The following is a 25,898-nucleotide window of genomic DNA, read 5'->3' on the forward strand; positions in this document are numbered from 1 at the left end:
GGATGAAATGATAGTAGATAGCCGCAAGAAAGCCGTTTTTAACTGGAGCGGGGGCAAAGACTCTGCTTTGGCCTTGTATAAGGTCTTACAAGAAAAAGAGTTTCAGGTTATCGCACTATTGACCACGGTCAATGAAGAGACCGCATTGTCTTCGATGCATGCCATTCCGCATACATTGCTTGAAAAACAGGCTGAGAGTATTGGCATTCCGCTTTATCCGGTATTTCTGCCCAAGAACCTTCCCGTATATGAACAACGTATGCTGGACGCCGCCAATCACTTTAAGGCGCAAGGGGTGGAGCATTTTATCTTTGGTGATATTTACCTGAGCGACGTGCGGCAATATCGTGAAGAGCGTTTGCACCCTTTAGGCATTGAAGTGGTGGAGCCGATCTGGAATCTGAACTCGGCTGAGGTGATGCAGGATTTTCTGGATTCAGGAATCAAAACCAAAATCATCGTGACCGATGCCAGCAAACTTGATGAATCCTTTATCGGGCAGGATATTGATGCCGTTTTGCTTGAACGCATGCCAGCGGAGGTGGATGTTTGTGGTGAAAATGGCGAATATCATAGCTTTGCTTATGCAGGTGCTTTATTCAAGCATCCTGTTGAGTTTGAAATCGCGGAAACACGTCAGCTGTCATATGAATTTAAGCTGGACAATGGCGAAGAAAAAACCTATCACTACTGGCAGGCGATTTTTGCAGAATAGGGCCAAGGTCCTGTATATGACACAGGGCCGTTAAAATTTATTAAATTATTTCTTTATTTTTAATGGATAAAAGCAGTTTGATCAAGATTATGGAGCTTATGCACAATCGCTAGAGCTTTACCCCAATAGAACCACACCGTAGCAAGCAGGTCTGAGCGCTGCTTAGGGTTGCACAAAAATGAAAAAAGCTTGCCTCACTTTAACCGTGAAGGCATGGAGATTGTAGATGGAACGACGACTTTCACTTTTAGCCAAGGAACGTACGATAGCCCGCGCGGGCTATAATCGTTGGCTGCTACCACCTGCCGCACTGGCAATACATCTCAGTATTGGTATGGCCTATGGCTTTTCCGTATTTTGGTTGCCCTTATCCAAAGCTCTGGGAATTGATGCGCCGATTGAATGTAAAGATATCGGTTTGCTTGAACAACTGTTCACCACGACCTGTGATTGGACAGTGTCTACCCTAAGCATCATGTACACCTTGTTTTTTGTATTCCTGGGCTCATCTGCCTTTTTATTTGGGGGGTGGCTTGAGCATGCAGGACCACGGAAGGCGGGTGTGGTTGCGGCATTTTGCTGGGCGGGTGGTTTGATTCTGGCGGCGCTAGGTGTATATACGCATCAGTTGTGGCTGTTGTGGCTAGGAGGAGGAGTCGGAGGCATCGGGCTGGGACTGGGTTATATTTCGCCTGTATCGACCCTGATAAAGTGGTTCCCGGACCGTCGAGGTCTCGCCACAGGTCTTGCCATCATGGGCTTTGGTGGCGGTGCCATGATTGGCGCGCCGCTCGCGGATCAGTTGATGAAGTTCTTCGCGACCGATATCTCAGTGGGTGTATGGCAAACCTTTCTGGTCTTAGCCGCCATTTATTTTGTTTTTATGATGGGAGGCGCATTTGGTTATCGGATTCCGCCTTCAAACTGGAAACCGAGTGGCTGGCAACCCGCAGCAAGCCATGCGAATGCGCTGGTCACCAGTCGTCATGTACATTTAAATAAAGCATGGAAAACCAAGCAATTTTGGCTGATTTGGGGGGTACTGTGCTTAAATGTTTCGGCAGGTATTGGCATTTTAGCGATGGCGTCTCCGTTGTTGCAGGAAGTGTTTGGTGGACGTCTGATCGGTTTAGAGATCGGGATCAATGAATTAAACACCGAACAAAAAATGCAGATTGCGACCTTTGCCGCAGGTTTTACCGGTTTACTGTCATTATTTAATATTGGTGGGCGGTTCTTCTGGGCATCTGCATCGGATTTCATTGGTCGTAAAAATACCTATTTCATTTTTCTGGCCTTGGGCTTCTTATTATATGTTTCGATCCCACAACTGGCTCATGCCGAAAACCTGCCTTTATTCGTTTTAGCTTTCTGCGTCATTCTGTCCATGTATGGTGGGGGCTTTGCCACGGTACCTGCTTATCTGGCGGATATTTTTGGTACCCAAATGGTCGGGGCAATTCATGGGCGTTTATTGACTGCATGGTCTGTGGCAGGGGTATTGGGTACCTTGCTGATTACCAACATTCGAGATTATCAACTGGCGCATGGCGTAGCTCAAGCCCAATCTTATGATACGACCATGTATATTCTGGCGGCTATGCTAGCCATTGGGTTTGTCCTCAATTTAATGGTCAAGCCAGTTGATGAAGATCAATACATGACCGAAGCTGAATTGGCTGCCGAGAAGGCCTTGGCTCATGAGAAATTACCGCAAGATTCCAGTCTGAATCATGGTGTAGCACATGCACCTTCCAAGACAATTACTGTGGTACTGGCTTGGCTGGTGGTGGGTCTGCCTTTGCTGGCAGGCATTTGCTTTACCTTACAAAAGGCGATCGTTTTATTTCATTAACCTAAAAATTTTAGTCATAAAAAATGCCTCGAGTCATGAGGCATTTTTTATTGTGTTCGATATGTCTGTTGCGGCTTGAGAATATGCGACTAGAACAGCTTATTCGATGATTGCCGTTCCATAAGCAAACACTTCAACCATGCCACCTTGCATCCCCAGTTCTGTGGTGCTGAGGCGAACCCCCATAATCTGTTTAGCGCCCATGGCATGCGCTTCTTGCTTCAGGCGAACCACAGCTTCACGACGTGCACGTTCCACCACACTTTCATAGCTGACCAGACGCCCCCCAAAGAAGTTTCGAATGGAAGCCAGTACATATTTAAAATAATCGTGAGAGATCACCACATTACTGCTGATCATTTGCCCGGGGGCGTTGGTGTGTACAAAGCGATTGGTATCGATCCGGATATGGGCGAACTGTTGTTCTTTCTGATCCAGTTCACGTAAGTGTTTTTGCTCGATATGGCGACCAAAGCCCCAACCCACAGTAAACAGGATCAGAAACAGGACAATCTGAAAAATTAATCCTTCCATACGCTTGCCTACGCGCCGAATGGATCAGGAAGTTTAGGCGCAACAGGCTGCACCACCACCGCTGTACCATAAACAAACAGCTCAGATGCACCTTGGGCAATATTTGAGGTCGAGAAACGGATACCCACAATGGCAGTGGCACCTAAAGCTTGTGCCTTATCAATCATCCGTTGTGTGGCTTCTTGGCGTGACTCTTCGAGTAGTTCGGTATAGCCTGTCAGTTCACCGCCGACAATATTTTTTAAACCCGCCATCAGGTCACGTCCGACATGCTTACTGCGGACGGTGCTGCCATAAACCACATCAAGCTGACGTAAAATTTCATGGCCGGGTACAGATTCTAAACTGCTCAGTAACATTGTTTTCTTCTAAATCATCAATATTTCAGTATTTGAAGATAAGAAATATTCGCAATTGTTGCAATAAAAAAGCTCACCGAAGTGAGCTTTTTTGTCTGCAAAATCAAATTATTTTGCGTAATGTTGTTGTGAGCTTGAAGGCTGGTGCGTAACCGTCTCGCTGGTTGAGGCTTTTAGGCCGCCACCCAGTGTTTTATAGAGCTCAACCTGATTGTTCAGGTCAGCCTGTTGCAATAACAACAAGCCTTGTTCCGCTGAGTAAGCAGAACGCTGAGCATCCAACACGGTCAGGTAACTATCAATACCGGCACGGAAGCGGGCATTTGAAAGTTTATAGGTCGTATTGGTCGCATCAACCAAACGGCGTTGTGCAGTCAAACGATCGCCAATGTTGGCACGTGTTGCCAAGGCATCATTCACTTCACGGAAAGCTGACTGAACTGACTTCTCATAGTTAGCCAATGCAATTTTCTGATCTGTTTCAGAGATTTTGATGTTGGCCTTACGTGTACCCCAGTCAAAGATCGGGATATTCAGGCTTGGACCAATTGACCATAATCCATTGGCTGATTTGAATAAATCACTCAAGTCAGTCGATGCATAACCCGCAGAACCGGTCAGGCTAATGGTTGGGAACAATTGTGCTTTGGCAGCACCAATATTCGCACCCGCAGCACTTAACTGGTATTCAGAGGCTTTGACATCCGGACGGTTGTTCAATAAGTCACTTGGTAAACCGGCACTTAATACACCTTGTCGGGTGATACGCGCAACTTGCTGTTGCGGCAACAGATTCTGAGGAACCTGCTGGCCCACCAGTAAGTTCAACAGGTTTTGTGCCTGAGCAATCTGGGTTTTGTAGTTGGCCACATCATTACGTGCTGTTTCAACTGAAATCTGTGCCTGACGCACAGGAATTTCACTATCAATACCGACATCAAAACGTTTTTTGTTCAGGTTAAACGAGTCTTGTTGCGCTTTTAGCGTCTGATCTGCAAGTTTAAGTTGTGCACTTGCAAACGAGTAATTTAACCAAGCCTGAGTGACCTGACCAATTAAGCTGATTTGCGTGGCATCACGTGAACTTTGCGTCGCGAGATAGCTATCGAGCGCTGCATCTTTCAGGCTGCGTACACGACCCCAGAAATCCAGCTCATAAGACGTCAGACCCAAGCCCACCTGATAGGTTGAATAGGGGTTGCCCGGATCACGGCTAGGGGTGACCTGACGAACGGCACTACCACTTGCCCCAATCGTTGGCAACTGGTTGTTTTCCGAGATCTGATATTGCTGCTGAGCTTTTTGAATATTCAAAGTAGCCGTACGTAAATCACGGTTATTGGCAAGCGCCATATCAATCACTTGCAGTAAGCGCTGGTCAGCAAAGAAATCTTTGTAACCTTGTTCCGCGATTGATGTTCCAGAAGCATTGCCATAAGACGCGTAGCTTTCAGGAATATCTGAGCTTACTACAGGCTCTGGCCCGCGCATGCTTTGGCAGGCAGCCAAAGACAGCGCGAGTGCAGAGATTGCAATGCCACGACTGGAAATAGACCATACAGTTTGCATCACGATCAATGCTCCTGAGTATTTAAAGTTTTAGGTTTGTACTTAAAGATACTACGAATCCACACGAAGAATACAGGGATGAAGAAGATACCTAAAAGTGTTGAAGAAATTACACCACCCAGTACACCATAACCAACCGAGTGTTGGCTACCCGCACCGGCACCGCTTGCAAGGGCAAGTGGCAGTACACCGAAACCAAAAGCCAGTGTAGTCATGACGATTGGGCGTAAACGCATTTTTGCTGCATGTAAGGTTGCTTCAAACAGGTCTTCACCTTGTTCTTGCAATTCTTTGGCGAATTCGACAATCAGAATGGCGTTCTTCGCTGAAAGACCAATCACCGCAACAATCGCCACCTGGAAGTAGATGTTAAAGGATAAGTTTGGATCTCCTTTAATGATCATACCTAACCAGGTCAGTGTAAATGCACCGACGATACCTAATGGTACAACCAGTAATACCGACACAGGGACTGACCAGCTTTCATAAAGTGCAGCAAGACACAGGAACACGATCAATAATGAAAGAACCAGTAATGGTGCTGTCTGGCTACCAGAATCACGTTCTTCCAGAGATAAACCACTCCACTCATAGTCGAAACCGGTCAAGCCCATTGATGGTAACTTACCAATGATTTCTTCCATGGCGATCATTGCATCACCAGAGCTGACGCCCGGTGCAGGGGTACCCTGGATGTTCACCGATGATACGCCGTTATAACGCTCTAGACGAGGAGAACCGTAAGTCCATTCACCTTTGGCAAAGCCAGAGAATGGAACCATTTCACCCTTGTTATTACGTACATACCACTTGTTTAGGTCTTCAGGCATCATGCGTGTATTCGCTTCACCCTGAACATAAACTTTCTTCACACGACCACGGTCAACGAAGTCATTGATATATGAACCACCCCAAGCCATGCTCATGGTGCTGTTAATATCTGCCAGGCTCACACCCATTGCACCTGCTTGTGCCTGATCAATGGTGATCTGGTACTGTGGTGTATCTTCCTGACCATTCGGACGTACACCGGCAAGACGTTTGTCTTGTGATGCCATACCTAATACCGCATTACGTGCCGCAATCAGTTTCTCATGACCTTGACCGCTTACATCTTTCAACTGGATATCGAAACCAGACGCGACACCCAGTTCAGGCATTGCCGGTAACTGTAACGGCATGATGTACGATGCATCTTTCACAATCATGTTCAATGCCATACCACGTTGAATAATGGCACCGATCTGTGATTCAGGCGTTGTACGCTCGCTCCAGTCTTTTAACTTGATGAAGGCCAGACCCGCGTTTTGACCGACCCCTGTGAATGAGAAACCAGCCACAGTAAAGATCGAATCGACGTTTTCTTTTTCCTTGTTCAGGAAATAGCCTGTCATGGTATCAATGACTTTGTCCGTACGCTCCAAGCTTGCGCTCGGTGGTAACTGCACTAAGGTCATGACCACACCCTGGTCTTCTTCTGGCAAGAATGAAGATGGCAACATTTTGTAGATGCCGACCAAAGCTGCGATCACCGCAATATAAAGCACACCAGAGAATAACTTGTGGTGAGTCATGCGATTGACACCACCTTGGTATTTCACTGCAACTTTTTCAAAACTACGGTTAAACCAGCGGAAGAAGCGCGCAAAAATATTATTGCTTTGTTCTTTGTTTGGATCATGTTGCTTTAACAGGGTCGCACACAGGGCAGGGGTAAAGGTTAATGCCACGATCAAAGAAAGGATCATCGCCGTAACCAAGGTGATGGAGAACTGACGGTAGATTACCCCGGTGGTTCCGCTAAAGAATGCCATCGGTACGAATACCGCGGTTAATACACTGGTAATACCCACCAGCGCACCGGAAATCTGACTCATTGACTTCTCAGTCGCAGGCACAGGTTCCAGATGTTCTTCCTGCATCACCCGTTCAACGTTTTCGACCACAACGATGGCATCATCCACCAGAAGACCGATGGCCAGTACCATGGCGAACATGGTCAAGGTGTTAATCGAGAAACCGAAGATATTAATTACGGCAAATGTACCCAGTACAACGACTGGTACCGCCAGAGTTGGAATAATCGTTGCGCGCCAGTTCTGCAAGAACAGGAACATCACGATAAATACCAAGACCACTGCTTCAATCAGCGTGTGGACAACACTTTCAATTGATAGACGAATAAACGGAGTGGTGTCATAAGCAAGCTTGTCTTTTAAACCGCTTGGATAGTTATGACGTAACTCGGATAAACGTTTTTCAACCGCTGCTGCTGTATCAAGTGCGTTGGCGCCGGTTGCAAGTTTGATTGCAACACCACCCGCAGGGTTACCATTAAATTTCGAGTCGAACTGATAGTTATCAGAACCCAATTCTACACGAGCAACGTCACCCAAACGAACCTGTGCACCATCTGACGAGTTTTTCAGGAAGATGTTTTTAAATTGCTCAGGTGTTTGCAACATGCTTTGTGCATTTACCGTCGCATTCAGGACTTGGCCTGCTGTTGATGGCGCACCACCGAGCTGACCGACTGCAACTTGCGAGTTTTGTGCACGAATTGCGGTTGCCACATCGTTTGGTGTCAGGTTAAAGCTGGTCAGTTTTGCCGGATCTAACCAGACACGCATCGCATACGAACCACCAAACACCTGTAGTTCACCCACGCCTGCAACACGGCTTAGCGGTTCAGAAATGTTTGAGTTTACATAGTCTTTAATGTCCGATGCAGACAGGCTGTTATCTGGCGAATAGAACGCGATAACCTGCAAGAAGCTGGCGCCAGACTTGGTGACTTTTACACCCTGACGTTGTACGTCAGCAGGTAACAGCGCTGTTGCCGATTGCAATTTGTTTTGAACCTGAACCTGTGCGATATCCGGATCGATACCTTGTTCGAAGTTCAAGTTAATGGATGCTTGACCATTACCCGCACTGTTCGATGAAATGTAACGTAACCCATCCAGACCATTCATTTGTTGTTCAATGATCTGGGTAACGGTATTTTCAACAGTTTGAGCAGAAGCCCCAGGATAAGTCGCAGAAATCGTGACCGTGGGGGGAGCAATTGTCGGATATTGTGCAACTGGCATCTTTGTCAGCGTGATAATCCCCGCCAACATAATGACCAGTGCAATCACCCAAGCGAAAATTGGGCGATGGATAAAAAATTGAGCCATGCAATCTACCCCTTAAGCTTCTGAAGTTGCTTTTTGTTCAGCTTTTGGTGAGTTGGCTTGCTTTTGTTGTTCAGCTGCTTTTGGCGCTGCATTCTGACCTTCAGCTGCTTTTGGTTGATAAGGTTTTACAGACACTTCCTGTCCTTCTTTGACCTTAGCCACACCGTCAACAACAACTTTATCACCAGCCTGTAGGCCATTCGTTATAATCCAGTCCTGACCTTTGACACCAGCAGTGGTGACCGGACGGGTTTCAATCACACCTTTGGCATTGACAACCATTGCAATGGCTTGTCCTGTCGGTAAACGAGATACCGCTGCTTGTGGAATCAGGTAAGCATTAGGCAAAATCCCTTGCGAAATCTTGGCAGTTGCATACATGCCTGGTAATAACAAATGGTTTGGATTCGAGAACACCGCACGTAAAGTCACGGTACCTGTATCCGGATTGACACTTGCATCAGAGAATGCCAGCTGGCCTTCGACAGGGTATTCCGACCCATCTTCAAGCGTGATTTTGACACGGGTATTGTTACTGTTATTCAAGCTGCCTTTGCTCAGTTGTTGACGCAGACGCAATAACTCGGCACTTGATTGGTTGATATCCACATAGATCGGATCAAGTTGTTGAATGGTCACCAATGGATCGGCCTGGTTTGCAGTCACCAATGCACCTGGTGTCACCGAAGAACGGCTAGACTGACCAGAAATTGGCGCACGCACAGTTGAGTAGCCCAAGGTAATTTCAGCATTTTTCAATGCGGCTTGCGACGCTGCAACATCTGCTTCAGCCAGTTTGACCTGAGCATTGATATCGTCATATTCTTGTTTAGAAACCGCATTGGTTCCCACAAGTTGACGATAACGGCCTTCTTTTACGCGTAAAGCATTCAGGTTCGCTTGTTGACGTAATAACGCCGCACGTGCATTGTCTGCAGTCGCACGGTTGGTATTTGCATCAATTTGATAGAGTGCTTGACCCGCCTGAACGTAGCTTCCTTCAGCAAATAATCGTTTTAAAATTACGCCGCCTGTTTGCGGACGAACTTCTGAAACTTGATACGCAGAGGTTCGGCCTGACAGTTCGACGTTCTGTTCAACGCTTTGTGGTTGAGCAACAATGACACCTACTTCAGCAGGTGGCATTTTTTGAGCAGCAGCAGCTTGCTGTGCATCTTTAGAATCTTTGCTACAACCAACAAGCGCAATGCTTGTTGCTAATGCGCAAGCAGTGAGGGCAGGAGCCCAAAGCTTAGCCGACATCATTATTCCACCTCAATTTAGATTTTTTATCTAAAAACAAATTGTTGCTGAAAGTGCTTTGATACAGCCCAAACCAAAGCAACGCAGTCCAAATCAACCCAATTCCCCAACCGGCAAGAACGTCGGTCGGGTAGTGAACCCCCGCATAAACTCTAGATATCCCCATGAAAATAAACCATAAAGTAGATACTAAAATGACACTGGTGCGATATTTATGTTGTTGGCATAACAACATGATGATACTCGCCAGGGTTGCAGCATAAAGGCTATGGGCACTTGGGAAGGATGCGCCATAACTTTGAACCAAGTGATAAAACTCCATTGGTCTTGGCCGATCAATGCTCCATTTCAGAAGCCAACCAATCACAATACTGCCACTCACGCTTAAAGCGATAAAGGTCACATTCCTATAATTTTTAATCCGGCTTTGGTACACACACAAAAGAGAGGTTAAAAATAATAAAAAAGGCATGCCACCCAGACGGGAGAGCAGAACTGTCACATGGTTAAGCGTAAATGAACGGTGCTCAAAAAAAGCTTGAACACTAAAAAGGTCTAAAGTTGATGCGTTGGCATTCATGAATCCAATCGCACCGAGTCCTAAAAAAAAGCAACCAATACAAAGCAATAGGTACGGCATGCGCTACTCATTATTTGCTTAACCGTTGTTCAGGGTTGTTGAGTGTTTGAAAGTGTACTCGCGAGTACACTTTAGGTCAAGTCTTGAAATTTTATGATAATTTCATTTTGAAGTTTTTTTAAGGTTCAGTAAAAAAACATAACAAAATTTGATGCATATCTCATTTTGGCTTTTAAGTGTTTAATGCGGCATTCATGCGCTGTAATCATTTTTCAAGATGTTTAGAATGCATCAATCCATCAAGTTTCTGACAGAACATCTGTAAAAATAAAGTCATAAATTCACCGCATCCGCTGTGCCCGTTTTTTTAAGTTTAACTAAAAAATCCAGTTCAGATTAGCGATCACCTGTTGCACCAAGCGCAGTATAGAAAGGGGCAACCGATCTATTGAAACTATTTCTGGCGGGTTGATTATATCCAAAAATAGTTCAAATGTTAGACTTGTAGTTTGCTGACTTTTTTGTACAAAGTTAATGAGATGATGAGGCGTTTTTAGGCTGCTCTTCCACTTCAACCGGTTGCTTTGGCGGCCAGAAAAAATCGCTTGGTCGGGTCAGGAAGTGGGTCATCACTAATTTGGCCAAAGGTTTCCATTGTGCAAAACGAACCCGGCGTGCACGCAAAGCCACAATAATGGTCAAGGTAAAGCTGACAAACAAGTTGGTGAGACCAATGAGCAGGACGCCGAGGAACGACACGATAATCAGACCGATATCCGGATTACCAATGGTCATTAGACCCTGGATAAAGTTCGCCGAGGCAAAGGCAATATGACGGATATCCAAAGGTAAACCCAGAATGAATCCAATCGTACCCATACTTCCCAGCATAATCCCGAACAGGAAATTACCGGCTAAGGCACCGAGATTGGTCTCAATATAGCTTGCAAATTTATCCAGACGTTTTTGTCCCATCCAGCGCTTGAGACGTGGATGCTGTCTTAGACGCGGCCCTACCTTACGATAGACGGCCAGATTATCAAAATAGCCGGCAATCAGGCCGGATAAAAACAGACAGACACCGGCAATCGCAGCATGAGGCACCGCTAAAGAAGTGAAAGGGTTGAGGCTATGCAGAATTTTTGCCGATTTGGCGTGATTAAGCAGTGGTTCTCCCAGATTGTATTGCCACAAAAAGGTAATCAGCGCCGCCGTCGGGATCGCAATCGAAATATTCCCCAGAATCGCAATAAACTGGGTTCGGATAATATTAATAATCAAAGCGGCCAGTTCAGCAATCTGGGCAGTTTTACTGCCTTTCTGTTGCTGTACTGTGGTTGCAAGTGCAGCTGCTGTCATGGCCGGCTGTTTGGTTGCCACTGTAAAGTGCAACACGTGAATCAGTAAAAAGCCCAGCGAGTAATTCATACTGAACAAAAAGGCTTGCATTAACGGCGCCAGCACTAAACGTGCAGTTAAAATCTTGAGGCTTGCCATGATGGCAATAATCACACCTGCGCCAGCCGCTGCCTTGTACATGCCAAAGAAGCCAGCCTTGTCGGTACTTACATAATGCTCACCCGTTCTACTGGCGTTTTCAGTCACCTGAAGGGCGATCAGTTCACTGGTCGAGTTAAGTAAATGACGAACACTTTTACTGTCATAATGTGCTTTGGTCAAATCGATGATCAATTCGCCCAGTGCGGTATAACGCGCTTCGGTTTTACTGGCCAAGAGTGTCAGCAACAGTTCAATCCGGTCCAGAGACTGCTCCAGTAACGATAGCAGATAGGTCAGACTGATACTGACCCCGATCCGTTTGGTGGCACGACGTATTTTAAGTACCACATCACGACACTGGTCCAGCATCACAAAGGCTTGTGAGGCATCGGGTGGGGGTAAAACCACAACCGCATCCTGATCTTCAATCTGTTTTTTATATTTCTCAATGAACTCAATGATATCGCGGTTCTGAACCAGAAAAGGCGATTCGTATTCGATAATATCCGGCTGAGCATTAATAAACTCAGGATACAGGCCAATTCCGCTAATCCGGTAAGATAAAACCGTAATTGCCTTGATCAGTTCGTTTTTGGAAACCTGTTTTTCGATGGTATTGCTTTGACTTTCAGCCAAGAGGTTAAATAAGGTCGTCCAGTCCTGATTATCGATCAGATCAAGCCATTCATAATCATTTTCCTGATGAAAGACTTTTCCAATCAGGGTTTTCAGTTGTTGACCATCTTCGACCAGCGGCAGGAAATGTGCCCCTAAACGCTGTCCTAACTGATTCCAGAAACCATCCAGCGAAAGAATGCCGCTATCGGCATATAAACTAATCTGTTTATATTGGCTGATCAGTTTGAGTAAAAAGTTTTGTAGCAGAATGGCAGAGGTTGGGGTGAGTAATAAGATTCTGATCAGGGCGTGAATACGTTGTTTGACTTCATCCGCATCGTTTGGATTTTTAGGGCGGATACGATTGACCAGTTCAATCAGGAGATTTTCATCAAGAACAGCTTGAGGTTGGTCAAGCTGTTCCTGCATTTTTAAAAAAAGATCAGATAAAGTTAAATGCATAAGCAGTCAGAAAAATTATTGTAGTCGATGTAAAGCCATGAGCGTCAAATTGATCAGTGCTTGGCGATATTCATTATCAGGCAGTGCTTTTAATGCTTCCAAAGCCGCATCTGTTTCCTGCTGAGCACGTTTTTGACAATATTCCAGGCCACCAGAGTGATGAACAATCTCAATCACTTTGTCCAGTTGCTCAACACCACCTGTTGCAATACTGCGACGAATAATCGCATGATCATCACCAGTTGAATGAGCTAATGCTGAAATTAACGGTAAAGTCGGTTTACCTTCCATTAAATCATCACCGATATTTTTACCTAATGTTTCTGCATCGGAGGTGTAATCCAGAATATCATCGATGATCTGAAAGGCATTGCCAAAATGGCCGGCGAAGCGACGTAACGGTTCCCTGTATTCTTCCGCCCCCGCTAAAATTGCCGCACCTTCAGTCGCAAGTTCGAATAAACGTGATGTTTTGCCGTGAATAATGCTGAGATAGGTTTCTTCGGTGGTATCCGGCTGATGCTGGGATTGCAGTTGCAGGACTTCACCTTCCGCGATTTCACAAGTTCCGGTTGAAAAATCTTTCAATAAGGTCATGTTATTCAGGTCAACCAACAGATCAAACGCACGTGAGATCAGGAAATCACCGACCAGAACTGCAGTCTGGTTGTTCCAGGTTGCATTTGCGGTTGGACGACCACGGCGCAAGCTCGATTCATCGACCACATCATCATGGACCAGTGTAGCGGTGTGCAGCATTTCAATCACGGCCGCCAGATGCTGGGCCTGTTGCATATCGGCCAAACCGCAGGCGCGGGCTGCAAGTAGGCACATAATCGGACGCATGCGTTTGCCACCGGCTTCGACCACATGCTTGCTGACACTCATCACCAAACCGACTTTTGAGCTAATTCCTTCATTGATGAGGCGATCCATCGCAGCAAAATCTGTCGCAACAGGGGAGAGAATGTCTTGCTTAAAATCGATAACCATATGAAGAAAAACCTCGTATAGGTGGGTAATGTTGCCAAGTGTAGCAATTAATCTGTGACTAAACTGTTATGCAGACGGTGTAATCCGCTATTTAAAACGCGATCATGAACTCTTTGCTCTTAAATTAGACAGAAAAGGGCTGTTCCCACCAAGCGTTATTACTTTACTCACCACAGTACAAAATACAGTTTGTTATTGTCACAATTTGTTTTTGAAAATGTATTGCAAATCTTGACGCGAATCAATCAAAAAAGTGCGCCCACAATCTAATTGATTTTACTAAAAATTCCAAGCAAGTTATCGATATACGGGCATTTATGCAAAATTACTTGTTGTTTGAGCAATTTTCACTTAAAATTTGTCCCCTTGTATAACCCCAGTGGCGTTCGTCTTAAGATCGATATGTCCCTTTATCGGCACGACGACACGGGCAAGTTGGAGTACATTATGTACGCAGTAATCCAAAGCGGTGGTAAACAGCACCGTGTTGTTGAGGGTGAAACCCTTAAAGTAGAATTATTGAAAGCTGAAACTGGCGCGACTATTACGTTTGATGACGTATTAATGGTTGTTAACGGTGACAACATTCAAATCGGTGCTCCAGTTGTAGCTGGCGCAAAAGTAACTGCAGAAGTAGTTGGCCATGGTCGTCACGACAAAATCCGCATCATCAAAATGCGTCGTCGTAAACACTACCGTAAGCAACAAGGTCACCGTCAATGGTTTACCGAGTTGAAAATTACTGGTATCGCAGGCTAACACGAGGAGTAAATAGACATGGCAACTAAAAAAGCCGGTGGATCGACGAAGAACGGTCGTGATTCGAATCCTAAGATGTTAGGTGTTAAAGTTTACGGTGGTCAAACTGTAACTGCTGGTAACATCATCGTTCGTCAACGTGGTACTGAGTTCCACGCTGGTGCAAATGTTGGTATGGGCCGTGACCATACTTTATTTGCTACTGCTGACGGCGTAGTAAAATTTGAAGTGAAAGGTCAGTTTGGCCGTCGCTATGTAACTGTTGAAGCTTAAGTTTTAATGGTTCGAAAAAACCCGCGTTGAGCGGGTTTTTTTATGCGTATAAGTTTTGAATTGTGGTTTAGTCCGAAGCTTTTCCAAAGTTTCCGGTTTTTAAGTCTTCATAGGCCTGTAAAATTTCCTCATAACTGTTCATCACAAAAAAGCCATGTCCATTGATCGGTTCCTGCAAGGGAGGCGCCGATAAAAATAACAGATCACAGTTTTCTAAGGCGGTGATCGCAACATCGGTATCAAAGCTGGACATCACCGCCAAGGCTTGTTCTTCCAGAAACTCTTCATCCGCAGCGAACTGCAGTTTGCCTTTGCGTAAATAAATTAAAGTCGTGTCACCATGATGGGCAGGCAGGATAAGTTGCTGTTGTTTATTTAGATGGACATCTAAAACATTCATTGGGCTATACGTGTGGGCAATGCCCTGAATATTGCGGAACTGACCAGCCACGATACGCACATAACCTGCTTCATGTTCCAGTGGCACTGTAGGGATGCTATGACTCTGCAAGCTTTGATAGTGCGGAGCTGCCATCTTGTCTTTTGCGGGAAGATTGACCCACAATTGCAGCATTTCAAAATACCCACCGCGCTCACGAAAGGCAGGGCTAAAATGTTCCGTATGTTGAATACCGGCAGCTGCGGTCATCCATTGCACATCGCCTGACGTCATGATGCCGCCATGGCCGGCAGAATCCTGATGTTGTAATTCACCTGCAAACACAAAGGTCACTGTTTCAAAGCCGCGATGCGGATGTTCATTCACGCCTTTTTTTGGGCTTTTCGGTGCCAGTCGTCCTGGCCCCAGATGATCCAGTAATAAAAAGGGTGAAGTGGTGTTACCCAGTTCCTGATAAGAAAATACCGACAATGCCGGATAAAAGTCACCAATGGCAAAACGCGTGTCATTACGGTGGATAAAGGCCAGGCTTTTCATGGTGGATTCTATTCAATATGCTTGGCTTTAGCTTAGCAAACGCTACTGATTCGTCTAGATAAAAACGGATCAATAATTTTCTCTCACCAGACATTGACTTGAGAATGAGTGAATCAGCAAAAAGTTGATTTTTTACTCTTACAATCTCTACATAAAGGTCGCAACTTCATACATAATGCAGAACTTTGCGACACGAACTACACAAAACCTGTGCTTTTCTTCATTTTTTTAATGATCAAAAACAGTAAGATGTCGGCATAACAGTAGAAATCTGATAGAAGGTTGTTTTTATGAATTTCGTAAAAAAAATGGCTTATGCTGCAACATTAAGTGCAATCACACTTGCTCCGGTTGTGAGTAGTCAGGTCTTTGCTGCACCTGTTGCTGCATCGGCTCAGCAAGCAACAAACAGTCTGGTTCAGCAGTTATCTGGCCTGCAACGATTCACCGCAGATTTTGAACAAACCACAAAAGTTGCAAGTAGCAACAGCAATAAAACCGCACAGAAAAAAAGTTTGACCGCTCAACATATGAATCAGACCTTTAAGGGAACGATGAAAGTTGAACGTCCAGGAAAATTTTATTGGGAAACTACCAGTCCGGCCAAACAAACGATCGTGACTACAGGTAAGGTGGTATGGATCTATGATCCTGATTTACAGCAAGCCGTCCGTCAAAGTCTGGATGATCAAATTGCCAATACCCCTGCATTATTGTTATCGGGCAATACCAACCAGATCATGCAGTCTTATCGTGTGACCCAGCCGGACCGTAGCAAACTGTATTACACCTTGTATCCGAAACAGCAAGATGGCGCATTCCAAAGTCTCACCATTAGTTTTGGTGCCAATAAAGCACCGAACTTGATGATCTTGCAGGATTCTTTGGGACAAACCACCTATGTACGTTTCAATAATCTTAAAGTGAATCCGTCGATTCCAGCATCGGTGTTTAATTTCACACCGCCTAAAGGGACCGATATTATTGATCAGTAAGTCCTGATTAGATAAAAAAGCCGCAGATGATGCGGCTTTTTTTATTGAACCATTTATAGATACATTTCTTAATTTCATCTACGGGCAAGGCTTTGTATAGTGAAGAAAAACATCAGAGACGTGTAGGACGATGAATACTTCACAATTATCAAAATTTCTTCCCATTCTTCCTATCCTGACGGTTGTCGCATTAGTCGGGTGTCAGCCGAAAAAAGAAGCGGCTACCCCGACGGAAAAAACCAGCGATATTCCGCTGATTCATGCCACCGTTACTGCCGTTAAAATTCCAAAACAAAAAGTGTGTCTGGAAGATGGTTGTACCACCTATGACTTGCAAACGGTACACACCAACCAGACCTGGATAGATGACTATTTCATAAACCGGATGAAAAAGGCTGAGCCGAATGCGTTCGCAAATCTGGCTGACCAAGAGGTTAAAGCTCCCGCTGATGGAATGGTACAGAATGAGAGTAGTACCTCTGTCCGTTTTGTAGGGCAAAATTATAACCTTGCCACCTTTGCAATTCAGAGCTATTCATACTCAACAGGTGCGGCCCATGGCATGTCACATCAGGAGTTTGTCAACTTCGACTTGAAGAACAAGAAGCACATTACCGTGAGCGAACTGCTAAAACCGGAGATGAATAATAAACTTCGTGATGAACTGTATGCTGCAAATCAAAACTGGTTAGAACAACATAACATCAAGAAAGACCAATTACAGGTCAGTGATAATTATTACTATGGCGTAAACGGCATCGTCTTTGTTTATCCATTGTATGAGCTGGCTTCTTATGCAGAAGGAATGAGCGAACTGACCTTGCCATATTATGCGGCGAAGGAGTTTGTCAAAGCCGAATACTTACCGAGCTTGCCAAAAGATGCAGGCTAGTTTGAGTACAGCCTCTACATATCGTGTGTAGAGGCTGTACAAGCGCTGTATTTTTTTAGGTTTAAGCCTTACACTATAGCCAGTTTTTTCCTCTATTCATGATTGATTATGATCGACCCAAAGTTACTCAGAAATAATATTGAAGCAGTGAATGCTGCTTTGGCAAAACGTGGTATTCAGTTAAATGTACAAGAGTGGGCTGATTTAGAAGCTCGCCGTAAAGATTTGCAATCCAAAGCTGAAAACTTACAAGCAGAGCGTAATGCTGGTGCTAAACAAGTCGGTCAAATTAAAAAATCGGGTGGGGATGCTTCCGAAATCATGGCGCGTATGGCAGCCATCGGGGATGAGATCAAAGCCGCCGAAGTGGCTTTGGCTGAGTTACAAGCTGAGCTAGAGCAAAAGTCTCTGGCCATTCCAAACTTGCCAGATGAGTCGGTTCCCTTTGGTAAAGACGAGAGCGATAACCTTGAAATCCTGAAATGGGGTACACCACGCCAGTTTGATTTTGAAATCAAAGACCATACCGACCTAGGTGAAATGATGGGTGGTCTGGAGTTTGAAACAGCGACCAAACTGACAGGTTCACGTTTCAGCGTCTTGAAAGGGCCTTTGGCGCGTTTACAACGTGCGTTAACCCAGTTCATGCTGGATACCCATACTCTTAAAAATGGTTATACCGAAGCTTATGTACCGTATTTGGTCAATGCAGACAGCTTGCGTGGTACAGGCCAACTTCCTAAGTTTGAAGAAGACCTGTTCAAGCTACAAGGTGAAAAAGAGTATTACCTGATCCCAACCGCTGAAGTGCCAGTGACCAACTTCGTGCGTGACGAAATTATTGATGCGGATCGTTTACCGCTGAAATATTCTGCGCATACCCCATGTTTCCGTAGTGAAGCGGGTTCTTATGGTCGTGATACCCGTGGCTTGATCCGTCAACACCAATTTGACAAGGTTGAAATGGTGCAAATCGTGAAACCAGAGCACTCTATGCAGGCGCTTGAAGACTTAACTGCACATGCAGAAGGCATTTTGCAGGCTCTTGGTCTGCCATATCGCAAGATTTTGCTCTGTGGTGGTGATATGGGCTTTGGCGCGGTTAAAACTTATGACCTTGAGGTTTGGGTACCGAGTCAGGATACCTATCGTGAAATTTCAAGCTGTTCAAATATGGGCGATTTCCAGGCACGCCGTATGAAAGCGCGCTACCGTGTGGATCAGAAGAAGATCGAATTGGTGCATACCTTGAACGGTTCAGGTCTGGCAGTTGGTCGTACCTTGCTTGCAGTGATGGAAAACTATCAACGCGCAGACGGTTCAATCGAGATTCCAGAAGTATTACGTCCATATATGGGCGGTGTTAGCTACATCGACTAAACTTTGCATCGAATTTGTGCATAGTTTTTGCTTGAGCTCAATCAGATTGAAAACATAGAGGCGTGACGTGGAAATTTTCCCAATCTCTTTAAAGTTGCAGCAGCAACGTTGTCTGATTGTGGGTGGTGGGCATATTGCCTACCGCAAAGCAAATTTACTGGTCAAGGCAGGTGCAATTGTGGATGTGATTGCACCTGATATCCTGCCTGAATTACGCCAGCTGATTGAACAATCAAGCGGACAATACCATCAGGCATCTTTTTCTGAAACTGTTCTGGCTACGCCTTATCGCTTGGTGATTGCAGCGACAGATCAGCCTGATGTCAATAAAGCAGTATTTGAACAGTGTGAACAGCGTAATCTGCTGGTGAATAGTGTCGATGATATTCCGCATTGCCGTTTTATGGTACCTGCGATTATTGATCGTTCACCCTTGGTGATTTCGGTCGCTTCCAATGGTGCATCCCCAGTGTTATCCAGACAGTTACGCACGCAGATCGAAACCATTGTGCCGCATGGCATGGGCAAACTGGCTGAGTTCTCAGGCCAGTGGCGCAAGCAAGTCAAAGCCAAAATTGCCAATCCGGATGAGCGTCGTATCTTCTGGGAAAACCTGTATGCCAGTCCGCTGAAAGAACAGGTTTTCAATGACAATATTGCTGTAGCCAATGATCTGATTGAGCAGGCTTTAACAGAATGGACCGCACCGAAAGGTGAGGTTTATCTGGTTGGGGCAGGGCCGGGCGACCCAGAACTGCTGACTTTAAAAGCATTACGTCTGATGCAACAAGCAGATGTGGTGATTTACGACCGTCTGGTCTCTGCGCCGATTCTGGACTTGTGCCGCCGCGACGCTGAAAAGATTTATGTCGGTAAAGCGCGTTCTAACCATTCGGTTCCACAAGATGGCATCAATGCCTTACTGGTGGAATATGCGCAACAAGGTAAACGTGTTTGTCGCTTAAAAGGTGGCGATCCGTTTATCTTTGGCCGTGGTGGTGAAGAGATTCAGGAACTGGTCGAAGCCAATGTCACTTTTCAGGTCGTGCCGGGCATTACCGCAGCTTCCGGCTGTTCCGCCTATGCAGGCATTCCACTGACGCATCGTGATTATGCACAAAGTGTACGGTTCCTGACAGGACATTTAAAAGAAGGCTCACCTGAGCTGCCTTGGAATGAACTGGTCTATGAAAACCAGACCTTAGTGCTATATATGGGCCTGGTCGGTCTGGAACGTATTTGCGAGCAATTAATTGCACATGGTCAGCGTCCAAGCATGCCAGTGGCCTTGATTTCCAAAGGCACCACGCCGGAGCAAAAAGTGGTGGTGGGTACTTTGGCGGATATCGCAACCAAAGTATCTGACAATCAGATCGTAGCACCGACTTTAACCATTATTGGTGAAGTGGTCAGTTTACGTGAACAGTTAAAATGGCATGAGTGAGGATAAGCAGCGATTGATTATCGCTGCCCGAACGCAAGGCGAAGGCTATGCCTGAGTGAAGCTAGTGGCTATATTTTTTTAGTAAATTAGGTTCTGTACCAAGCTAGCCAATATATCTATAAGTGAGTAATTAAGTGATTCATGTCGTCCTATACGAGCCTGAGATTCCAGCGAATACAGGTAATATCATTCGTCTATGTGCCAATACCGGTGCGCAACTCCATTTGGTCAAACCTCTAGGCTTTGAGTTGGATGATAAAAAGTTAAAACGTGCAGGTTTGGATTATCATGAATGGGCACGAATGCAAATTTGGGACACTATCGAACTTTGCCTTGCTGACTTAAAAGCGAAAGGGGTTGAGCATGTCTTCCCATTGACGACTAAAGGCAGTGCCACACCGCATACGGTGGACCTGAATCGTCCCGTTGCCTTATTGATGGGACCTGAAACCCGTGGCCTGCCTGAGCAGGTACGTATGATGTTTCCACAAGAGCAGTGGATTCGTTTGCCAATGGCGGAAAACTCAAGAAGCTTGAATCTTTCCAATGCGACCGCTGTCATTGTCTATGAAGCATGGCGACAACAAGGCTTTAAACAACTCTAATCAAAGATCGCCATAAGGGCTTGCCACAACCAGCGTATATCCATTGAGGTCTCTAAACCAGATCTCCCGATGATGCGCATTGGGATTGTATTTAGGGCCTTCCAGAATTTCGACTTGATGGGTTTGTAGTTTTAGTACAATCTCATCAAATCGATTGCTTTCAAACCACAATAACACGCCGTTACCGATCACTCGTTTCGGATCGCCGATATGTGGATGTTCATGCGCTTGCCATTGGTGCAGTTGCAGCACCATGTGTTGCTCAAACAGCAACTGTTCATATTCTTTACCGCCATGACCGCTTTCCAGGCCAAGCATTGCCTGATACCACTGGCTGGTTTTCTCGACATCGCTCACTGCAATTAAAGGTTGTGCAATCATCGCCTGTCCCTCATTTTTATTGGATTTCTTGTTGCTGTATCGCATCAAAACGCTGTTGAGCAAAAATAACGTGTTCGATATTACTCTCAGCCCAGTCTTTGAGTTGATACGCCATTTCTGCTACTTCCAGACCGAGTGGGGTAAGTGAATAATCCACTCGAATCGGGGCGGTATTCTGCACCTGACGCTGGATAAAGCCATCTCGTTCCAACATTTTTAGCTTTTGTGACAAGACCTTGGGTGAAATACCCTGAATGCTTTTTTTCAATAAATTGAAATGTTGGGTGTCTCGTGCCAGCACATTAATAATCATCAGTACCCATTTGTCTGCAATTTTTTCGAAAAATAAACGGGCAGGGCAATGTTGTTGATAAATATCATATTTTAATGCCTGATTCATAGCGATAACCCTCATTTTCTCGATCGAATGTCAGTAGTTACCAGTTGGTAACTAATTGACACCTAGTTTCTAAAATATATCATTAAATCGAACTTTTGAAAAATTTTGGATACTCTCATGACACAAATTGCAGTTGTTTACTTCTCGGGCTATGGTCATACCAAAGTGGTTGCTGAAACTTTTGCGGGTGCAATTGATGCGGCTTTGATTGAAATTGATCAGAATGGCGAGATTACTGAACAAGACTGGCAAACCCTCAATAATGCGCAAGGTATAGTGTTTGGTGCGCCCACCTATATGGCAGCAACGCCTTGGCAGTTTAAGAAATTTGCTGATGCATCTTCTAAAATCTGGTTTACCCGCGGCTGGCAGGATAAGGTGTTTGCGGGCTTTACCAATAGTGCGAGTCTGAATGGTGACAAGCAAGTGACCTTGATTCAATTACAAACCTTGGCATCACAGCATGGGGGTATTTGGGTGAGCTTGGGTTTATTACCTGCCAATACCAAAGCGGCTAAACGTGAAGATGTGAATAATCTAGGTGGTTCTGTGGGGCTGTTAGTTCAGTCACCAGCAGATGCAAGTACAGATGAGATTCCAACAGGCGATTTAGAGACTGCGAAGCTTTATGCACAACGTGTAAAAGCAATCGTTGAAAAATTGCATGCTTAAGATTTTAAGTTAATAAAAAAGACCGCCAACGTAAGGCGGTCTTTTACGGTGTTACTGATTATTGCTAATGGATGAATTATTCCTTAGCACGATTGGCATAAATAGTTAAATTACTGGTAGCTCCAGTACCCCATAAATTCCAGCCTAGCGAAGACTGACCAATCAGGCGCTGTGCATACAGATAAACGCTTGCACCTGGTTCACGGTCATCTACTATACTGCCATCAAATACCTTGTAGACCACTTTAGCTGGATTGGCATTGCTGCTGTCTTTTTCCAGAACTAAGCCAACCCGATCGTCGCCCTCTCTAGAAGTAAAACGGTAGACATAACCTGCTGCAAATTGTTGATCCAGAATCTTTTGAATCTCCGCTGCCTTGGTGGTGTTAGTGATTGGAATCCAACGGTAGTCATAAGTCCCATTGTGTAGATTGCTATTGGTACACAGGAAAGAATATTGCTGAAGATTAAAAGAGGTGGCCATTTCTATATGACAACCTGTTTTACCAAGTTCATTAGCATGTGTTGCCCATGTTGCAGCAGTCACAAGATCTCGGTTAACCACCTTTTCGTTAACTGTATAGACACTGGTATCGCCCACACGTTTTTCGTAAATATTAAATGTACCCTTATCCTTATCAAGCTTATATTGTGTGCGGTAATGGAAGCCTTGACTGGCTTGAGCCGTGAATTCAGCTTTGAACAGTCTATATCTTTCAGTTGAAGTGCCTGTCGTATTGGCCGTGGTGAGTTGGTATTGCCATTTGGCTGCATTTGCTGCGTTATCCTTGATATAGAGGTTACGCATTCTCATTTCTTCTGAAGTGAGTAAAGATGAGGCCGTGTCAGAGGTGACATTGGTATCAATACGGACATCCACCAGTCTAAAGCCAGCATTGGCCTGAGCATCCAGTTGATTTTTGAGTCGTGCTTGTGTCGGTTCCAGATCTTTAAATGCATAGCTACTGGTGGTGACAAATGGATTGGCTTTTAAGGTCTGGAAACGTTTCAGTGGAGATTTTCTCCAGCATTGATCTGGGTCCATAGCCTGTGTGGTTTGATCAATCTTGGCGCCATCGGTTTCATCGCTATCAAGTAAACAAAGGGTATTGGCATCTTTAAAGGCCAAGATGGCAGCATTGGAGTTGTTATTATCTTCATCGCCATAACGCTTCACCCGAGCTCGATAATAAGTGGTTTTATTGCTGCGTTGCGCGTTGCCAATATTGTAATACATTAGCCCCCTTTGAACTCCATCATGTTCAAAATCACCGAAAATCTCTCCTGAGCATTTTGCTTCCTGATAGCGTTCTCCATCAACAATAAGGTCAAATGAATTATTTGAGTCCACATGATTTTCGATCACTAAGCGGAAATTATTGGGTGCTGGATAGCAAAATGGAGATTCCCAAGTTCCTGCAAAGGTTTGCGATACTGGCGTAGGCGTAGGCGTAGGCGTAGGCGTAGGCGTAGGCGTTGGTGTTGGCGTTGGAGTCGGTGTTGGAGTCGGTGTTGGTGTTGGAGTAGGTGTCGGTGTAGGAGTAGGCGTTGGTTCAGACGAGTTTGAGCCTCCGCCGCTACCAGAGTCAAACCAACAGGCGCTGAGTGCGACTGAAAGAACTGCAATTCCACTGCCTTTGATGATATTTTTCATTGTTTTGCATCCTTTGTTTTTGTGGCGTATAAAAAAACATCTGCTTTTAATTTTTCACTGTTATTAAATTTTTTTTAATCATAATCCAGCTATCAAAGGGAAATAAACAAAATGCCTAATTAGATAATTAAATAGGTTTTAAATGTAGAAAATGGAATAAGTAAAGCCAGTTGGGCAGGCTTAAATTGATGATCAATAAATGTATAGGAATATAGCGATAATAAAAAAGACGCATTAAGCGCCTTTTTTATTTTAATTTGATGAGAATTAATGTTTATCATCAAATTCATTATGTTGTGGTGCGTTGTATTTAAAGCCCTTGGTTTTATACCCCAAGTATAAAATACCAAACATGGCCCACCATAAACCGAACTTCAATGCCGATTCTTCAATTTCAAGCCACATCGCAAAGATGCTGATAAAGCCGAGCAAAGGAATAATCACAAAGCTGATTATGTCTTTCAGGTTTTTGGTTCGGCCATCTCGTAAGGCATATCGAGAAATCACAGACAGGTTTACAAAGGTAAATGCTGTCAGTGCACCAAAGCTAATCATTGAAATCACAATATCCAGATCCATAAAGCCCGCAGTCAATGCGACTAAACCGACAATGATAATGTTATACGACGGGGTAAAGGTTTTTGGACTGATATGACCGAAAATCTTCTTATTGATTACGCCATCACGACCCATCACGTACATCAGGCGAGAAACACCTGCATGTGCAGAAATCCCGGAAGCCATGACCGTTACAATAGCAAAGGCCAATACATAAGACTGGAATAATGAACCGCCGACCAAAAGCAGAATCTCGGGTTGAGTTTCAGCAATATTGGTGAAATACGACTTAGGATCATTCGGGAAATAAATCTGCATAAAGTAGGTGCTAATAATGAAAATAACACCAGCAAATAATGCAGTCAGGAAAATCGCTTTCGGTAAGGTCTTTTCTGTATCTTTGGTTTCTTCTGCCAAAGAGCTGAGTGAGTCAAAACCTGTAAATGAGAAGCAGAGCAGGGTCGCACCTGTGATTAATGCACCCACTGACGTGAGTTCATTCCAGAACGGTTCAAGACTCCACAACTGATAGCGGGTTTCAGCCGTAATCGCGCCGTCTGCATTAATCCCCATCTGTAATTTGTCATAAACCAGATAGGTAAAGGTACCAATCACAATCAGCTGCACCAGTACAATCCAGCTATTGAAGTTGGCAACAAAACGGGCACCACGCAAGTTGATCCCTGTCATGAATGCTGTGAGGACAACCACCCAGACCCAGTGATTTACTGTTGGGAACAAGGCTTCCAGATAAATCACCGCCAAGATAATATTGACCATCGGCGAGAGTAAATAATCCAGCCAGGATGACCAACCCACCATGAAACCTACATTGGGATGAATTGATTTTTGTGCATAGGTATAAGCCGATCCTGATGAAGGGTATCGACGGATCATGTGACCATAACTGATTGAAGTAAATAAGATTGCAATCAGGGCAACAATATAAGAGGTTGGAACATGGTGATGACTTTCTTCGGAAACCAGTCCGAAAGTGTCAAACAACGTCATGGGTTGGATGTAAGCTAAACCAATAATAATAATATGCCAAAGACCAAGTGTCTTTTGCAGCTTAGCTACCGATGGAGTCCCAGAGATATTTGTCAACGGCGTTATCCTCATAATCGTTGATCAAGGATCAGCTATGGTTTAAGGATCATTTGAGACGAAATGATCCCCCCTACAGAAAAAACGAAGTGCGCCAATCTATCGTAAAACGCTATAAATTGGCAGTACTTTTACAATTTTTTTAGCAACTTTTTTGCCAAAAGGGTAAACAAAAAGATGAATATCGATTCACCAAAATAAAATAAAGCCTCAA

At 44.8% G+C, this 25,898-nt stretch carries 23 protein-coding genes; 10 read left to right on the plus strand and 13 right to left on the minus strand.

Annotated elements, in window-relative coordinates:
- Window positions 1-7: 7 nt before the first annotated feature.
- Together JO943_RS12555 and JO943_RS12560 are read left to right on the plus strand one after the other, a co-directional pair.
- Window positions 8-715, plus strand: a complete 708-nt coding sequence (locus JO943_RS12555) for a diphthine--ammonia ligase (protein WP_202740947.1) — start codon at window positions 8-10, stop codon at window positions 713-715.
- A 226-nt stretch (window positions 716-941) separates the two neighbouring features.
- Window positions 942-2,570, plus strand: coding sequence for an OFA family MFS transporter (locus JO943_RS12560; protein ID WP_202740948.1), 1,629 nt, complete (start codon window positions 942-944; stop codon window positions 2,568-2,570).
- A 99-nt stretch (window positions 2,571-2,669) separates the two neighbouring features.
- On the opposite strand, the gene JO943_RS12565 is transcribed toward JO943_RS12560, so the two are convergent.
- The 8 genes from JO943_RS12565 to sdsA form a co-directional block, all read right to left on the minus strand.
- Window positions 2,670-3,104 carry a YbjQ family protein gene (locus tag JO943_RS12565; RefSeq protein ID WP_005227054.1) on the minus strand — a complete coding sequence of 145 codons (435 nt, stop codon included), beginning with the start codon at window positions 3,102-3,104 and terminating at the stop codon, window positions 2,670-2,672.
- Between the two features lie 8 nt (window positions 3,105-3,112).
- The gene (locus JO943_RS12570) at window positions 3,113-3,463 is read right to left on the minus strand and encodes a YbjQ family protein (protein ID WP_202740949.1); all 351 of its coding nucleotides are present in this window, start codon (window positions 3,461-3,463) and stop codon (window positions 3,113-3,115) included.
- A 108-nt stretch (window positions 3,464-3,571) separates the two neighbouring features.
- The gene (gene adeK, locus JO943_RS12575; protein WP_005227056.1) at window positions 3,572-5,032 is read right to left on the minus strand and encodes a multidrug efflux RND transporter AdeIJK outer membrane channel subunit AdeK; all 1,461 of its coding nucleotides are present in this window, start codon (window positions 5,030-5,032) and stop codon (window positions 3,572-3,574) included.
- Between the two features lie 5 nt (window positions 5,033-5,037).
- The gene (locus tag JO943_RS12580) at window positions 5,038-8,211 is read right to left on the minus strand and encodes an efflux RND transporter permease subunit (protein WP_005227057.1); all 3,174 of its coding nucleotides are present in this window, start codon (window positions 8,209-8,211) and stop codon (window positions 5,038-5,040) included.
- A 12-nt stretch (window positions 8,212-8,223) separates the two neighbouring features.
- Window positions 8,224-9,477, minus strand: coding sequence for an efflux RND transporter periplasmic adaptor subunit (locus tag JO943_RS12585; RefSeq protein ID WP_202740950.1), 1,254 nt, complete (start codon window positions 9,475-9,477; stop codon window positions 8,224-8,226).
- Window positions 9,464-10,114, minus strand: coding sequence for a phosphatase PAP2 family protein (locus JO943_RS12590; protein WP_150955084.1), 651 nt, complete (start codon window positions 10,112-10,114; stop codon window positions 9,464-9,466). The genes JO943_RS12585 and JO943_RS12590 overlap by 14 nt, the downstream gene beginning before the upstream one ends.
- 471 nt (window positions 10,115-10,585) lie before the next feature.
- The gene (locus tag JO943_RS12595; RefSeq protein ID WP_005288567.1) at window positions 10,586-12,634 is read right to left on the minus strand and encodes a site-specific recombinase; all 2,049 of its coding nucleotides are present in this window, start codon (window positions 12,632-12,634) and stop codon (window positions 10,586-10,588) included.
- A gap of 15 nt (window positions 12,635-12,649) precedes the next feature.
- Complete coding sequence (sdsA, locus tag JO943_RS12600; protein ID WP_005227061.1) at window positions 12,650-13,627, minus strand: All-trans-nonaprenyl-diphosphate synthase; 978 nt, start codon at window positions 13,625-13,627, stop codon at window positions 12,650-12,652.
- 447 nt (window positions 13,628-14,074) lie between these two features.
- Between sdsA and rplU the strand changes: the two genes are divergently transcribed.
- A complete protein-coding gene (gene rplU, locus JO943_RS12605; protein ID WP_004652230.1) occupies window positions 14,075-14,386 on the plus strand; it encodes a 50S ribosomal protein L21 in 312 nt (103 codons plus the stop codon).
- A gap of 18 nt (window positions 14,387-14,404) precedes the next feature.
- Window positions 14,405-14,659, plus strand: coding sequence for a 50S ribosomal protein L27 (rpmA, locus tag JO943_RS12610; RefSeq protein ID WP_004640422.1), 255 nt, complete (start codon window positions 14,405-14,407; stop codon window positions 14,657-14,659).
- Between the two features lie 67 nt (window positions 14,660-14,726).
- On the opposite strand, the gene JO943_RS12615 is transcribed toward rpmA, so the two are convergent.
- Complete coding sequence (locus JO943_RS12615) at window positions 14,727-15,596, minus strand: pirin family protein (protein WP_199974002.1); 870 nt, start codon at window positions 15,594-15,596, stop codon at window positions 14,727-14,729.
- A gap of 290 nt (window positions 15,597-15,886) precedes the next feature.
- Here JO943_RS12615 and lolA point away from each other — a divergent pair, with 290 nt between their 5' ends.
- The 5 genes from lolA (at window position 15,887) to JO943_RS12645 (ending at window position 20,912) form a co-directional block, all read left to right on the plus strand.
- Window positions 15,887-16,591 carry an outer membrane lipoprotein chaperone LolA gene (gene lolA, locus JO943_RS12625; RefSeq protein WP_005227063.1) on the plus strand — a complete coding sequence of 235 codons (705 nt, stop codon included), beginning with the start codon at window positions 15,887-15,889 and terminating at the stop codon, window positions 16,589-16,591.
- 130 nt (window positions 16,592-16,721) lie between these two features.
- Complete coding sequence (locus tag JO943_RS12630) at window positions 16,722-17,483, plus strand: RsiV family protein (RefSeq protein WP_199974004.1); 762 nt, start codon at window positions 16,722-16,724, stop codon at window positions 17,481-17,483.
- Between the two features lie 108 nt (window positions 17,484-17,591).
- Window positions 17,592-18,863 (plus strand): serine--tRNA ligase, encoded by a 1,272-nt coding sequence (gene serS / locus JO943_RS12635; protein ID WP_005227066.1) that lies wholly within the window; start codon window positions 17,592-17,594, stop codon window positions 18,861-18,863.
- A gap of 67 nt (window positions 18,864-18,930) precedes the next feature.
- Entirely contained in the window at window positions 18,931-20,307 is a 1,377-nt protein-coding gene (gene cysG / locus JO943_RS12640) for a siroheme synthase CysG (protein WP_202740951.1), read from the plus strand.
- A gap of 134 nt (window positions 20,308-20,441) precedes the next feature.
- On the plus strand, window positions 20,442-20,912 hold the full coding sequence (locus tag JO943_RS12645) for a tRNA (cytidine(34)-2'-O)-methyltransferase (protein ID WP_005227068.1): 471 nt from the start codon (window positions 20,442-20,444) through the stop codon (window positions 20,910-20,912).
- Here JO943_RS12645 and JO943_RS12650 read toward each other — a convergent pair whose 3' ends face one another.
- Window positions 20,913-21,293 (minus strand): VOC family protein, encoded by a 381-nt coding sequence (locus JO943_RS12650; protein ID WP_009510690.1) that lies wholly within the window; start codon window positions 21,291-21,293, stop codon window positions 20,913-20,915.
- Window positions 21,294-21,309: 16 nt separating this feature from the next.
- Window positions 21,310-21,693 (minus strand): winged helix-turn-helix transcriptional regulator, encoded by a 384-nt coding sequence (locus tag JO943_RS12655; protein WP_005227070.1) that lies wholly within the window; start codon window positions 21,691-21,693, stop codon window positions 21,310-21,312.
- 117 nt (window positions 21,694-21,810) lie between these two features.
- On the opposite strand from JO943_RS12655, the gene JO943_RS12660 reads away from it, so the two are divergent.
- The gene (locus tag JO943_RS12660; RefSeq protein ID WP_202740952.1) at window positions 21,811-22,365 is read left to right on the plus strand and encodes a flavodoxin family protein; all 555 of its coding nucleotides are present in this window, start codon (window positions 21,811-21,813) and stop codon (window positions 22,363-22,365) included.
- 76 nt (window positions 22,366-22,441) lie between these two features.
- On the opposite strand, the gene JO943_RS12665 is transcribed toward JO943_RS12660, so the two are convergent.
- Together JO943_RS12665 and JO943_RS12670 are read right to left on the minus strand one after the other, a co-directional pair.
- Window positions 22,442-24,019 carry a PT dipeptide repeat lipoprotein gene (locus JO943_RS12665; RefSeq protein WP_202740953.1) on the minus strand — a complete coding sequence of 526 codons (1,578 nt, stop codon included), beginning with the start codon at window positions 24,017-24,019 and terminating at the stop codon, window positions 22,442-22,444.
- 267 nt (window positions 24,020-24,286) lie between these two features.
- Window positions 24,287-25,684, minus strand: coding sequence for an APC family permease (locus JO943_RS12670; RefSeq protein WP_032874960.1), 1,398 nt, complete (start codon window positions 25,682-25,684; stop codon window positions 24,287-24,289).
- Between the last annotated feature and the right edge of the window lie 214 nt (window positions 25,685-25,898).

The sequence above is a fragment of the Acinetobacter sp. 'aerobic (ED)' genome (assembly GCF_904886855.1).
Taxonomy (GTDB): domain Bacteria; phylum Pseudomonadota; class Gammaproteobacteria; order Pseudomonadales; family Moraxellaceae; genus Acinetobacter; species Acinetobacter courvalinii.

Bases quoted from the DNA above. Each gene is read 5' to 3' on its own strand.
- JO943_RS12555 (WP_202740947.1), top strand. From the start codon at position 8: ATGATAGTAGATAGCCGCAAGAAAGCCGTTTTTAACTGGAGCGGGGGC.
- JO943_RS12560 (WP_202740948.1), top strand. From the start codon at position 942: ATGGAACGACGACTTTCACTTTTAGCCAAGGAACGTACGATAGCCCGC.
- JO943_RS12565 (WP_005227054.1), bottom strand. From the start codon at position 3,104: ATGGAAGGATTAATTTTTCAGATTGTCCTGTTTCTGATCCTGTTTACT.
- JO943_RS12570 (WP_202740949.1), bottom strand. From the start codon at position 3,463: ATGTTACTGAGCAGTTTAGAATCTGTACCCGGCCATGAAATTTTACGT.
- adeK (WP_005227056.1), bottom strand. From the start codon at position 5,032: ATGCAAACTGTATGGTCTATTTCCAGTCGTGGCATTGCAATCTCTGCA.
- JO943_RS12580 (WP_005227057.1), bottom strand. From the start codon at position 8,211: ATGGCTCAATTTTTTATCCATCGCCCAATTTTCGCTTGGGTGATTGCA.
- JO943_RS12585 (WP_202740950.1), bottom strand. From the start codon at position 9,477: ATGATGTCGGCTAAGCTTTGGGCTCCTGCCCTCACTGCTTGCGCATTA.
- JO943_RS12590 (WP_150955084.1), bottom strand. From the start codon at position 10,114: ATGCCGTACCTATTGCTTTGTATTGGTTGCTTTTTTTTAGGACTCGGT.
- JO943_RS12595 (WP_005288567.1), bottom strand. From the start codon at position 12,634: ATGCATTTAACTTTATCTGATCTTTTTTTAAAAATGCAGGAACAGCTT.
- sdsA (WP_005227061.1), bottom strand. From the start codon at position 13,627: ATGGTTATCGATTTTAAGCAAGACATTCTCTCCCCTGTTGCGACAGAT.
- rplU (WP_004652230.1), top strand. From the start codon at position 14,075: ATGTACGCAGTAATCCAAAGCGGTGGTAAACAGCACCGTGTTGTTGAG.
- rpmA (WP_004640422.1), top strand. From the start codon at position 14,405: ATGGCAACTAAAAAAGCCGGTGGATCGACGAAGAACGGTCGTGATTCG.
- JO943_RS12615 (WP_199974002.1), bottom strand. From the start codon at position 15,596: ATGAAAAGCCTGGCCTTTATCCACCGTAATGACACGCGTTTTGCCATT.
- lolA (WP_005227063.1), top strand. From the start codon at position 15,887: ATGAATTTCGTAAAAAAAATGGCTTATGCTGCAACATTAAGTGCAATC.
- JO943_RS12630 (WP_199974004.1), top strand. From the start codon at position 16,722: ATGAATACTTCACAATTATCAAAATTTCTTCCCATTCTTCCTATCCTG.
- serS (WP_005227066.1), top strand. From the start codon at position 17,592: ATGATCGACCCAAAGTTACTCAGAAATAATATTGAAGCAGTGAATGCT.
- JO943_RS12650 (WP_009510690.1), bottom strand. From the start codon at position 21,293: ATGATTGCACAACCTTTAATTGCAGTGAGCGATGTCGAGAAAACCAGC.
- JO943_RS12655 (WP_005227070.1), bottom strand. From the start codon at position 21,693: ATGAATCAGGCATTAAAATATGATATTTATCAACAACATTGCCCTGCC.
- JO943_RS12660 (WP_202740952.1), top strand. From the start codon at position 21,811: ATGACACAAATTGCAGTTGTTTACTTCTCGGGCTATGGTCATACCAAA.
- JO943_RS12665 (WP_202740953.1), bottom strand. From the start codon at position 24,019: ATGAAAAATATCATCAAAGGCAGTGGAATTGCAGTTCTTTCAGTCGCA.